The 11,963-nt window shown below is 37.8% G+C and carries 10 protein-coding genes and 2 pseudogenes; 7 read left to right on the top strand and 5 right to left on the bottom strand.

What is annotated here, in order from left to right:
• Nucleotides 1–19 precede the first annotated feature (19 nt).
• A pseudogene (locus tag ACSSVW_RS10040) lies at nt 20–277 on the bottom strand (PhoH family protein); the annotation flags it as partial.
• A gap of 85 nt (nt 278–362) precedes the next feature.
• Between ACSSVW_RS10040 and ACSSVW_RS10035 the strand changes: the two are divergent.
• From ACSSVW_RS10035 to ACSSVW_RS10005, 7 genes are all read left to right on the top strand, one after another.
• Nucleotides 363–1,853: a site-specific integrase gene (locus tag ACSSVW_RS10035; protein ID WP_045979589.1), complete on the top strand. Its 1,491-nt coding sequence runs from the start codon at nt 363–365 to the stop codon at nt 1,851–1,853.
• Nucleotides 1,837–4,608, top strand: a complete 2,772-nt coding sequence (locus ACSSVW_RS10030; RefSeq protein WP_062566146.1) for a hypothetical protein — start codon at nt 1,837–1,839, stop codon at nt 4,606–4,608. Before ACSSVW_RS10035 ends, ACSSVW_RS10030 begins: the two co-directional genes overlap by 17 nt.
• Nucleotides 4,605–6,689: a site-specific integrase gene (locus ACSSVW_RS10025; RefSeq protein WP_045979590.1), complete on the top strand. Its 2,085-nt coding sequence runs from the start codon at nt 4,605–4,607 to the stop codon at nt 6,687–6,689. Before ACSSVW_RS10030 ends, ACSSVW_RS10025 begins: the two co-directional genes overlap by 4 nt.
• A complete protein-coding gene (locus ACSSVW_RS10020; RefSeq protein ID WP_016708220.1) occupies nt 6,686–7,150 on the top strand; it encodes a hypothetical protein in 465 nt (154 codons plus the stop codon). The genes ACSSVW_RS10025 and ACSSVW_RS10020 overlap by 4 nt, the downstream gene beginning before the upstream one ends.
• A gap of 222 nt (nt 7,151–7,372) precedes the next feature.
• A complete protein-coding gene (locus ACSSVW_RS10015; RefSeq protein ID WP_016708221.1) occupies nt 7,373–7,750 on the top strand; it encodes a MerR family transcriptional regulator in 378 nt (125 codons plus the stop codon).
• Between the two features lie 60 nt (nt 7,751–7,810).
• Entirely contained in the window at nt 7,811–8,200 is a 390-nt protein-coding gene (gene merC, locus ACSSVW_RS10010; RefSeq protein WP_016708222.1) for an organomercurial transporter MerC, read from the top strand.
• Nucleotides 8,188–8,406 carry a GDCCVxC domain-containing (seleno)protein gene (locus ACSSVW_RS10005; protein WP_062566147.1) on the top strand — a complete coding sequence of 73 codons (219 nt, stop codon included), beginning with the start codon at nt 8,188–8,190 and terminating at the stop codon, nt 8,404–8,406. The genes merC and ACSSVW_RS10005 overlap by 13 nt, the downstream gene beginning before the upstream one ends.
• A 1-nt stretch (nt 8,407) precedes the next feature.
• On the opposite strand, the pseudogene ACSSVW_RS10000 reads toward ACSSVW_RS10005, so the two are convergent.
• From ACSSVW_RS10000 to ACSSVW_RS09985, 4 genes and pseudogenes are all read right to left on the bottom strand, one after another.
• Nucleotides 8,408–8,969, bottom strand: a pseudogene (locus ACSSVW_RS10000) (manganese efflux pump MntP).
• A gap of 51 nt (nt 8,970–9,020) precedes the next feature.
• Nucleotides 9,021–9,752, bottom strand: a complete 732-nt coding sequence (gene qatD / locus ACSSVW_RS09995) for a Qat anti-phage system TatD family nuclease QatD (RefSeq protein ID WP_062566148.1) — start codon at nt 9,750–9,752, stop codon at nt 9,021–9,023.
• Entirely contained in the window at nt 9,749–11,083 is a 1,335-nt protein-coding gene (qatC, locus tag ACSSVW_RS09990; RefSeq protein WP_063702034.1) for a Qat anti-phage system QueC-like protein QatC, read from the bottom strand. Before qatC ends, qatD begins: the two co-directional genes overlap by 4 nt.
• Entirely contained in the window at nt 11,076–11,963 is an 888-nt protein-coding gene (locus ACSSVW_RS09985; RefSeq protein ID WP_016708226.1) for a hypothetical protein, read from the bottom strand. Before ACSSVW_RS09985 ends, qatC begins: the two co-directional genes overlap by 8 nt.

Below are 11,963 nucleotides of genomic sequence, written 5' to 3'. Positions count from 1 at the left end.
GCAAAGATTCACTGGCAAGTTATAAATTTTCTTCAGCGAAGCTTGCCAAGCGACTACGAACAACACCATTCAAGTTAACGGTTGCACTTCCTTCAAAATTTTTAAATCGTTCAACAATATAGGTTAAACCTGAGGTAACAGGGGTTAAATAGTTACTATCGATTTGCGCTAAGTTTCCTGAGCAAATTAACTTCGTGCCCTCACCACAGCGGGTGATTATGGTCTTCAATTGAGAGGCGGTTAAATTTTGACTTTCATCTAATATCACCCCCGAATTGATATAATACTATCATACCCTTAATAAACTTGAACAAAAAAGTTTTTACACACATACTCTAGCTAAGAATCAAAGGTGAACGAAAATGATACTTCGAAATACAACAAAAACTAAAATAATTAAAGCATCAGTCAACTTTGGAAAAGGAATGTCTTTTCACCTCGATAAATCAGGGCAACCTATTAAGACTGAAAAAGGCATCAGAACTCACTCATATAGGCACGATAAAATAGAACCTAATTTTCCAGTGCTATATCACCCGACTCGCTTCACCGAATGCCAAGAAATGAACTTATTTTTAATGCACCGCTTTGAAGGTCATTTCAGTCTCAAAAAGAATCAAATAGACAATGAGGCTTTTAGTGACGCTTATCATGCCAGCCAACCGGGAAAGCCATTAGATGTTAAGTCTGTTTGCAGTATAGCTAAGCACTTAAAAGCTTTCTTAGATTGGTTGGATAAAGATGATGCATCCTATTTTGAAGTAATAACTGCACCACTTTCAAAACAATCTGTAGATGATGATATTTCTAGGTTACCTGTGTGGAGATATCACAAACATTTATGTGAAAGAGTCGAAACCAAAGATAAGTCTAAACGCATAAGCTTTAACAGCGCTCAAGAACGAATTAGAGCTGTTAAAGCATTCTATATATGGAGCCATAAGCGCGGGGCTATAGATAGCCTCCCCTTCTCACTTGAATACAAACAGGTACGTATTAAATCGAAAGCTAAATCAAGTGTAAGTTCATTGTTTCAATTACCTACTAGCAACACACGTTCTGGAGGCTTATGGAAGTGGGTTAGTAATTTGAGCATTCCAAATACATTGAAACAAAAGGAAGACTCACCCGAAAAAGATCTACAACCATATTCTCCAAAAGAACTTAAACAGTTGCTGGAGACGGATACGGCTCAAAAAGAGACTTATAAGCTTTATTTGCAATGTGCTTTGCTAGGTGGACTTCGTTCTTTTGAGATTTCAGCCATCGACCAGAAAGACCTTTTTGATCCTGATGAAAAAGAAAACGAGAAACGTATTCCAAAATTGAACATTGTACGAAAAGGACATAAGCCAGTGAGATTAACAATAGCGCGAGTTCTAATGAAGCTTTTGTACAATCACACTTTGACAATTCAAAATATGAAGCGACGTACCAAACATGAGACTAATCATGGTATGGACAATAGTGAACATCCGCTTCCTTTGTTTATGAATAGTTCAGGATCGCGGATAAGCGAAGATACACCGGGGAATACTATTTCCATAGTTAGAAAAGAACAAAGGAAGCAGGGATTAGAAATACTATTACGCACATTCCATGACTTACGCGCTACCTTTGCTACTTATGTCGCTAAATACCTAATTGACAAAGGTGAATCGGAGAGTTCCATCAGACAGACACTAATGACCTTGATGAGTCACGAAAGTTTTAAAACAACCAAACGTTACATCGACTTTGCCAAAAGTGTAGCAGTGGATGCATACGGAGCAATGTCAGAGTGGGTGAAAGATATCTACGGTGATGTTGACGAATTACTGATGCGTGAGGCTGAAGATGCAGCAGCAAGTTAAAACGCGGAAGTCCAATCGTATTCCTGCTAGATTTAAACCTCATTCAATTGTTCTAGCCAAACAGTTAGACGTTTTATTTAACAGGGCATATGACAAAGAAAACAATATTAGCGCAGATGACGACACTGCTATTTCAATGAGTCGCTTGCGGAATGCTTGTGTCAGTTTACAACACACTCTTCCTCTAGCCCTTAATAAGGTTAGTACAGATACTGCGACATCAATTCAAACTTCGGGATTAAATGCTCTATCAGACTTTGAAATTTGGCAAGAACTGGAATACTTTTGCATTAATGAAATAAATGATGTCAAGCTACCTAGTTATGCTACTCGTATAGAAGAAGCCTTAGAAAACTTAGCTAAGTTTCATTTTTATGATAACGCTATCAACGCTCCTTTTAGGCTAGTAAATGGGGCTACTTCAATCGACATAACTAAATTATTCGAACTTGAATTCCATCAAGTAAAAGAGATTCGTAAATTACTAAATAAATATCTGGACTATCTCGTCCTTCCAGAATTAAGCCTCAAAGATTCTTCTATTGGGGACAATATCCTCAAAACTGCGACAGCTATTATAAATCTTTGTCTACATGATACTTTTAAGAATACTGAACGCGTCAAACTGCCATTATTGGCAACATTACAGGATAGGGAATTCGTTTCATCATTTATATGCAATCACAACTTCCGTACTTTTTTAAAATTTATACTACCCGATGTGTGGGGTAAAGCTAGAGTCAATCAATTTAAAACTGAAGCCGAAGTAATAGGGTATGCACAAAGCATATCATCCAAATTTGGCAATGAAGTTGATGCTTTTTTGAAAAATCAGATAGCAAGCGCTTCGGAAGCTAATACAACAAGAGTTAGATCCTCAACTTTATCATTTCCAAGGTGGTTGAATAGTGCTGGTAGCGTAGCATCACCAATAATTAAGCTGCTTAGTGAGCGTGGAATTCAAGGGTTTGCAGAAAATGGCCTTCAGGGATTTAAATACCTTTATAAGCATTACCAAGAAGAAACTCAAAATAACCAGCAGTTTTTACTGCTACTAAACGCTGCATTGGACCTTTACCACTTTGTTACGGGTGAAAAAATCGCAAAGGAAAGTTTATTACCCTACTCATTGGGCTATTACCTTAAAGAAAGTGACACTACCGAATGGCAGAAGCATGAGTGGGTATATGACAATGCCTATAAATTTTATCAAAACCTAGTCGAATACCATAAAGTTTTTACAAAGCGAATTGATGGCGAGAGCATAGGTATCGTCACTCTCAAAGGTTACATAGGTAGTATGGCTAGAGCATTGAAAGAAAATGCATCATCATTAACAGATGAACAAATGAAGCTTATTGCCAGTCATGGGGTTCATGCTTTTGTTGAAAATAACTGTGAGATACTAAAGGCTATAAGAGAGGCAATTCAACTAAAATCAAAACAAGGCGATTTGTCGGTTTTTGTTGGTAATCAATATCAGAGCGCTATCGACAAATTACTATCGTTTTATGGTCTAGATACTATTAAAAGCTTTCCGGTCAACACCGAATTAACTGCACAACATCAAGAGCAACTATCTCAGAATCAAGATAAACTCTACTCATATAGAGAAGTAGTAGAATTAGCATATTACATAGAAAAAGGGCTTTCTGAGACCTTACTCACAATTAAAGACAAAGTTACACTTTATGCAGCAAAAGTCATATTGAAAACTGGTTGGAATTCAACTCCTACGCTAGAGCTTGATACTGACGACTTATTTTTCTTTAACACGCCATTACATTCAAGTAAAACTCCTGCTCTTCGTTTATTTAAACGCCGAGCTAATTATCAAACTCAATGGCATAAATTTGAAATTAAAGCCGAAGATCTAGAAAAAGAAGGCGTCTTATACGGCGACGTTGTCGAACCAGTAATATTTGATATTAAGGCTGCGACTAGACTTACGTCTATTTACCGCCCTTCTATTGAGAACCTATCAAAAAGAATTTTTGTTTTTCCCAAAGTAAATAGTATTGGAGAAGTAAAGATTCAATTATTAACAGCATCACGTTTCAAGACCACTATAGATAGGATATTGACTGAGCTTGGGTGTGATATCGTATTTAATTCGCAAAAGATCAGAAAATCAGGGCTTAACTACATTTACCGAAAAGTTGCCAAAGAATTTAAGTGGTATCAAAAAGCTGGCAAGCACTCTTATGAAACGTTCTTGCGTCATTATTTAATGCAAGATAACAAAGATGTTGCAATGACAATCAACAGAGCGACAAAAACAATGGCAGACTATTTTGTTCGCGATGTTACCGACAAAGTAATCATTTTGCAGACTCCACCAGAAGACGGTAAAAAAGTCCCGAATGGCACATGCATTAACTCAAAAGATAAATCCGCAGTAGTGGCATTCGAATCTCAAAACAGGAAATTATTAGACCAGCGAGATACAAACGAGCATGCATGTGCCGACTTTAACGCATGCTTGTGGTGTCCGTTCTATCGCTGTGTTGCTGACGCATTGCATGTTTGGAAACTTTTGTCATACCGGGATTTTGTTGTTGCTGATATGGAAAACTCAGCCGCAACATTTGACTCTGTAACAGAGCAACTGGAAAACATAGAGCAGTTGAAAAATAGAGTTAACGAAATATTAACTGATATTGCCAAGCTTAATGCTCAAGCTGTGATTGATGGAAAAGAATTATTGAGAACAGAGGGTATTCATCCTCATTGGAAAAACACAGGTTTGCTATGACCAAAGAGATAACTAAAACAAAACTACTTGATATCGCTGTTGTAAAAACACATACAGGTCAAATCACTATAAAACCTTTGGTTCAGGTGTTAGAAGATTTTAAAGTTGATGATACTAGCGCTTTTAATTCGATTGCTTTGTGGGAAAACAGAGCATTGAATATTGCTAAACATGGCACTATTCACTTTGGCGATGACACTTGGATAAGCTATGAAGAAACGCAAAGAAATGTGAATTTTAAAGGTGTTGATGAATTAGCATATCAAATTCGAATTTATTCACTAATTAAACTCACACATGGTGATGTTGTAGGCGGTAAACCTCTAAAAATCTCTACACTTCAAAATGATGTAACGTATCTAAATTTAATTGCAGCCTTCTTAAGACAAAGAGGTTATCACTCATTTCATGAGTTGGAGTTCAAATCTGACTTAGTTATTAGGAATCTCATAAAAGACTATTTATATGAAGTCGGGAAAATAGCTATTTACAGACAATCACACTCATTTACTAAACTATTTGACGTGCAACGAAGCTTTCGTCTTTTTGGCCCTAAGGTGTGTAGTGTTTTTATTAATGTGCTTAACCAACTAAACGAGTTACACCATCCGAGACCAGTCACTTATTCGCACCCTGTCATTCCTACTAAAGTAATGAAAAAAATTCTGAAGTTTGCAGAAAAAATAGTTGAAAACTCTAAGGATAAGATAGAACGATGGCTAGAATTAAATGCACGCTTAATAGATAGTTTACATGAAGGCTCCATTGAACCACCGCCCAAAATGAATACAGGTGAGCTAATAGCAAAACATGTAAGAAACTTACCCAATGAAGAGGAATTCATTCAATTATCCGAAGAATTAGAAGATTTAAAATTAGCCACATACATTAATATCTTGGCCTATACAGGTATGAGATATAACGAAGTACTTACATGCAAGGTTGGCTGTGCCAATTACAAAGATGATATTTATTACATTACGGCAATTATGACCAAAACCGACAACAGTAAGGTTGAGATGGAATGGTTTTCAAACGCTGAAGTACATGAGTGTGTTGGTATTTACGAAAAATATGTGATCGGTATGCAAGAAAGGGCAAAAGCTGTACTTTCTTCATGCAGAGCCAATATAACAAGTAGTCAAGCACACAATTTGAAAGAAGGGTTAGAAAGAAACCGTCTTTTCGGGGTTTCACATAGTAGCTGTAGTGTTAGTTTTAGCGATGCTGGGCGATTCACAAAATTTGAGGTTAAAAACAGTGAAAACATTGAGCTTTTTGACTTAACTCTAGACGATGATGATATAGCAGAGCTTGAACGCCTTGAATCTAACTACAAAGAAGTTAGAGGAGAGAATAGAGGTGTCCCATACGAAGAAGGCGATACGTTTAGATTAACCGCTCACATGTTTCGACATACGTTGGCCTACTTTGTCATTGCCAATAAATTAGGTGAGCTTGATGATATTAGATATCAATTTAAACATTTAACTAGCCTAATGACGTTTGTTTATACTCGAAGAGCATTTTTGGCCTCAACAACTTTAATTAAAACTACTGAAGAGTTTAATGAGATTTTAATTGACCGTGTTGCAGAAGAGTTAATAGATGAAGCCGAGTCACAATCACTTAAAGGTGGTGCTGGTGAGCAAATTAATAAAACATCTAAAGATCTGATAATAGGTATTACTGATAGTCAAAGTAAAGATTCGACTGTGATTAAGCAGATCCATTTCAGTTCAATTGAAGAACTGAAAAAATTTCTCGTCAAAAATATTAAAAACATACGTGGCTTACCTACGGGGTACTGCACTGCGGGAGAAGCTTGCAAGATAAAAGGAGCAGGAATCCCTAGTGGCTGTGTGTATTGTGGTAGTAAAATCATTACCAAACGCCACAAGGTCAATTGGCAAATAATAAAAAAAGAAGCAACGCAGAAACTAGAGGCATATGCGGCATTAACCAAAGAAGAGCAAGAAGATTACGAGCTATTTGCTATTCACTGGAAAAATAATATAGCAGCAGCTGACTATGTATTAGATGAAGGCAAAGCGCATACAAACCAAGGAGAACAAGCATGAGTAGCGCATACGATGATATAAAACGTGCTTTTGAAGAGATGAAATCTGATGGCAGCAAGATAACCAAAAATGCAGTAGCAACGAGAGCTAAAAGAAATATTGCAAATCTATCTAAAGAAGAAGAAAAATGGGTAAAGTTACGAGAAAATATTGAAAAAGCTCAATTAACTTGGGAAGAAAAAAATAAAGATAATTTAATAAAACAACTCAGAACAAAGGTAGCCGAACTAAAAAGCAAGCTTGCTAAAGAAAAGCAAAAAAACGAGATTGACCCTAAGGAAATCGATAAGGATTTTGAAAAGCTACTGGTGCGATTACAAGAAATGTACGCTGAAATAGATAAGCTCAAACTGATTAATGCTGATTTAAAAAATCAACTTCAGCACTCAGGGCAACATACAGAAATAAGAGTGGATACGTCTACTGGTGAAATTATTGAATTAGTTTCAACGAAACAATAGATTAGATGTAGTAGCTCATATCTCATCTTACAGTTTTGTTGATTAGGTTTAGACTTCACCTGACAGGCAGCAAGAGCGAACAAGAGACGGTCAGAGTGATCTGGATATGTGAACTTAATTCTACAAAGCGGACGCTTAGCGACCCCGTTCATGCAATAAAATTGAGTTTAGGCAATCCGCATTAATTGTATAATGATGTCTCTGCTTCTAAAGAGTATGTTTATGAGAACCATTGGAAAACTGGCAAAAGATTTAGATATCAATGTTGAAACGATCCGCTTTTATGAGCGCCAAGGTTTAATAGAGCAGCCTCCAAAACCCGAATCAGGTTATCGAAAGTATGACGAGACACACGCTAATCAACTCAAATTTATTCTGAAAGCTAAAGCATTAGGGTTTACGCTGAAAGAAATTGAATCACTGATGTCACTAAGTAGCAGTTGCGCTGATATAGAATCGATGGGATTGCAAAAACTTAATCTCATCCGTAATAAAATTGCTGATTTACAGCGGTTAGAGAAAGTAATTCAAGATATGACAGATTCTTGCAAGGCCAATCAAGACCCTCAATCCTGCCCGGTAATAAATTCACTTAAATAGCTATTGACCCCGTACTTATGTACGGAGTTTATACTACCTTAAAAATTGAGGTAGATAGTTATGATCAATAAAATTCTAGATAAAGTAGGTTCTGGTGGCGTTTGGCTAGCCGCCCTTAGTTGCACAGCATGTTTTCCTGCGCTCGGCTCATTGGCATCTGCGCTTGGGTTAGGTTTTCTTTCACATTTTGAAGGGATAGCGGTGAACACCTTATTGCCATTATTTGCTTCACTAGCGTTGTTAGTTAATTTCTATAATTGGTATCAACATCGAGAGTCATTAAGAGGCATTTTAAGTGTCATTGGCCCAATTGCAGTATTGCTGACCCTTTATCCTTTATGGCAATACGACTGGAGCACTTACTTATTTTACTTTGGGATCATTTGGATGGTCGTAATGTCTATTTTAGATATTGTTAAGCCCATTAAGGAACCAGTATGCAAGGTATAGAATTAAAATCTAAGATAACTTGCCCTGAATGTGGATTTAGCAAAGTTGAAACCATGCCTACAAACGCTTGCCAATGGTATTACGAATGCGAAAGCTGTAAAGCACTACTTAAACCGTTCAAAGGTGATTGTTGCGTTTACTGCTCTTATGGAACAGTTAAGTGTCCTCCTATTCAAGAAGGCAATGCATGTTGCTCAGGTAAGTAGCCTAGTATTCGGTGGTTCTGTGCCAACCAAGTAATATCTTAAATGCGATTGCGATTAACACTAAACCACCAAATAGTTCAGCTTTAGACTCCAGCCATACGCCACTTCTTTCGCCGATATTCACACCAATCTAGCTAAAGGCAAACGTCGTGACGCCTATTATCAAGCAAGCTACGGCTATGTCTACCTCAAGCAATGTGATTGCATAACCTGCCGCCATTGCATCAATACTGGCGGCAATAGCAAGAACAAATAGCACACGATGAGTAACATTAGCAATATCTTCTTCAATTCCTTCAGATTGGGACTCATAAATCATTTTTGCCACCGATAAATAATAGCAAAATAAAAGCTATCCAAGGTGCATAATCTTCAATCCAAGATGATCATCCTTTACCGCTGTAATAGCCTAAAAGAGGTATAAAGCCTTGGAAAAATCCAAAATAAGCAACGGCTTTAATAAAGAGTTTTTCAGCATTTGCTACTTTTTTAGAACCTAAGCCTATGGATACTGCAAACACGTCCATACTGAGTGCTATAGCTAATACAAATACTTCAAACAAATCGATTAAACCTGAATAAAATTGTTATAAGATTACGTGACGTATAATTAGTTACTTGACTGATGTTAAACACCTAAGGTTTGCTGACAGTTGCTCAATTATCGAAGCCTTATTTTTACACCAAATTTCAGCCAGATATTCAGTAACAGTGCCAACACTTGAAGGAAACAGAATATTCCCCGCCACTTTGGCGAAAGGGCCATCAGTTTCGAGTAAAATCCTATCTTGAGGTATCCACGATATTACTTTTTTAGCTCTGGCTGAAGTAAGCATGGCTGGCCCAATAGAAAAGAAACAGCCTAGCTCGACGGCTTCTAGAACTTGCTTCTTAGTACCTAAAAACCAATGAAGAATAGAAGTACCAGCATCGGGGTATAACTTAAGTTGTTCAAGTACTTCACCTGTCGCATTAAGACTATGGATAGTTAATATTTTGTTATCAAAGCCTTCACATTTTTTCAAAATATGCGTAAAAACCTCTAATTGATCATCAAAGTAATCAGCATAACCTTTTGAGCCATCCAGCCCAATTTCTCCAATATATCTAGTTCTATCAACTAGCTTATCGAATAGAGGTAGTTCATTTTTCCTTAAATGAGCAAGTTGAGGGTGCAGACCCAAAGCCGTTTTACAGTGTTTTATGTCACTTGTTAACTGGACAGTACCTTCAAAAGCTGACGGCACCGTAGTTACTGATAGCACGTAATAATTACTGCTTTTTATGTCGTTCAATACCTCTTGATAATCTGGATATAAATCAACATGGCAATGAAGATCCATCATGATGATTTATCCGCTTGGAGAAATAATTCAACCTCTGCCAATCCTCGCTTAATAGTTGATTCTAATTTTTCTCGTATATCTTTTTCTTGTGGTATTGGTCCTGACTTTCGAAGCCAAGAACGATAGTTATCTGATTGTTTCAATCTAATAATGGCAGTTTGAACCGCTTGGAGATCATCGCGAGTATCTTTTTCTTTAATAAGACCTCTCAACCGCTTTGTCTTGTATGGCGCATCTTGTGTAAAACCAGCATGAAAAACTGACGCTCTTCGAATAAGGCAAGGTACACAATGCCCACACTGTTTATGCTCTCTGTGCCAATGACTACAAGAAACACTCAGAGGAACTGCTTTTCTAATTGCGTCTTGATCAACACATTCCGCTAACATTTCACCTTTAGTTTTGAATTGATAGGGGTTTACAAATTTGACATGAAACCCAGTGTCTCTAAGCAAAGATTCAAGCCTGCTTAGAAAATTAGGATGAGTAGTTCTAGTACTATGGCTACCAATCCGTCTTCTGGTAAGCGGTGGATTTATAGAAATATAGCCATTCTCAGGGACGACAATAGTTTCAATACTGCTATCGCAATTAGCATTTCTTAAGGCTGATATACCAAGTACCGCCATAGCTAGGAAGTTGAAGCTTCTTCCCCTCATGCTAATGTCAGTTTTACCTTCTAACTGCTTGATAATATGAGGAGACATTGAATAGGACAATTCGCCGAATGGCGGGGACAATAATTGCTTAATATCTTCCTGTTTTGCGCCATCACCACGATAAGCGTGACTAACCAAAAGCGGTTTTAAGGCTGACTCTCCGTTTAAAATGTCAATTGCACCAACTGCGCTATCAAGACCTCCTGAAAAAAGGCAGACTGAGTTGAGTCCAATTAATGATTTTGCTTTTGCTTTCGCTTGCTCACTTGTTTTAGGAGTCGGCATCGGCATAGTTGTTTTTTCAAAAGTAAACTGCCATTGATCGCCCGTTAGAAAGTTGAGCAAAGAACTTAGTTCAGGCTCAACAGTATTCCACATATCCTCATCGGTAACAGGAACATGCAAGTGCATTTTTCTAGCCCATGCATTTTCTGCATTATCCCTCAATTCAAATGTATCAGCGGCGGTAACGGCGGTTGCAATTGTTATCAGATCTATTGCATCAGCATCTACATGCAATCCTAAATCACGAACTGTTTGTAGTAGTTGTTTTGACACTAAGCTGTGCTTAGTGATGTCATTTTGATGCGTGTGAAACATTTGGACAGGATGACAGTCTTCAGAAAAATCAGGCAAGTTAGCTGGGTCATGGTTAAAATAAAAATTAGTCATCAAAACTCTCCCATTCATCCACTGTCATTGCAATTGCATCAGCTTGAATTTTAGTAATATTTTCCTTGCTAATAGTACTAGGGTTGCCATTAGTTACTTTGTCTAACTGCTCTTGTGTGATCACTTTTATTAATTCCCTTAATTCTACTTCCATTTGATGATGCTTACTTGCAGGCTCAACATGAAACCAAGCTCTGCCCATGCCTTCAACCACATCCTGAAAAATAAGATCTGTTAAATAACAGCCTATGGCTTCTTGAATAACTTCGTCAGTAAAACTGTTTGGGTCAAATTCTTCTGTATCGGGTAATGCTTCCTCTAGTGCGTAATCCAACGCAACTCTTACAGCATCCGAATCGGCATTATCAGGTGCCAAATGACTAGCAATTTTGTCAATTGCTTGGTCAGTCGATAACCCAGTTAGATCACCTAATGATAAGCTTTGATTATTAACCGTTACGGTGTCGCCACGCATGACACCAAGCAATCCAGAACCAGCCGTTATACCGCTTGCTAGTCTCCGGCTTGTGCTTTTACCTCCGCCAGAGCCTTTTCTAGAGTAACTTTTTAATGAACGCCTTAGATCTGAGGTTGAGCCACCTGTTTGTGCATATTTACCAAATGCTCTTCTGGCGCTGGCAAACCTATTTGGAGGTGGCGTTGCTGTTGGCGAACCACCGATTTCTTGTTGAACCTTGTCATTGTCAATATCGTTGGTATGGTCATTCTGATCATCAGATTGATTGTTATCAGAACCAGTTTGATCATCCCCATCAGTACCTGATGCAGGCTCTATTGTGACGGGATCTCCTTGCTCTGCCCAAGATGGAATTAGCGGACTCTTGTTATTCGGTCCTGTAGACGATGCGGACGTACCCAT

The sequence above is a fragment of the Pseudoalteromonas sp. MBR-15 genome, assembly GCF_053628915.1.
This window is presented reverse-complemented; position numbering and strand designations above follow the sequence as displayed.

Bases quoted from the DNA above. Each gene is read 5' to 3' on its own strand.
- ACSSVW_RS09985 (WP_016708226.1), bottom strand. From the start codon at position 11,963: ATGGGTACGTCCGCATCGTCTACAGGACCGAATAACAAGAGTCCGCTA.
- ACSSVW_RS10020 (WP_016708220.1), top strand. From the start codon at position 6,686: ATGAGTAGCGCATACGATGATATAAAACGTGCTTTTGAAGAGATGAAA.
- qatC (WP_063702034.1), bottom strand. From the start codon at position 11,083: ATGACTAATTTTTATTTTAACCATGACCCAGCTAACTTGCCTGATTTT.
- qatD (WP_062566148.1), bottom strand. From the start codon at position 9,752: ATGATGGATCTTCATTGCCATGTTGATTTATATCCAGATTATCAAGAG.
- ACSSVW_RS10035 (WP_045979589.1), top strand. From the start codon at position 363: ATGATACTTCGAAATACAACAAAAACTAAAATAATTAAAGCATCAGTC.
- ACSSVW_RS10025 (WP_045979590.1), top strand. From the start codon at position 4,605: ATGACCAAAGAGATAACTAAAACAAAACTACTTGATATCGCTGTTGTA.
- merC (WP_016708222.1), top strand. From the start codon at position 7,811: ATGATCAATAAAATTCTAGATAAAGTAGGTTCTGGTGGCGTTTGGCTA.
- ACSSVW_RS10005 (WP_062566147.1), top strand. From the start codon at position 8,188: ATGCAAGGTATAGAATTAAAATCTAAGATAACTTGCCCTGAATGTGGA.
- ACSSVW_RS10030 (WP_062566146.1), top strand. From the start codon at position 1,837: ATGCAGCAGCAAGTTAAAACGCGGAAGTCCAATCGTATTCCTGCTAGA.
- ACSSVW_RS10015 (WP_016708221.1), top strand. From the start codon at position 7,373: ATGAGAACCATTGGAAAACTGGCAAAAGATTTAGATATCAATGTTGAA.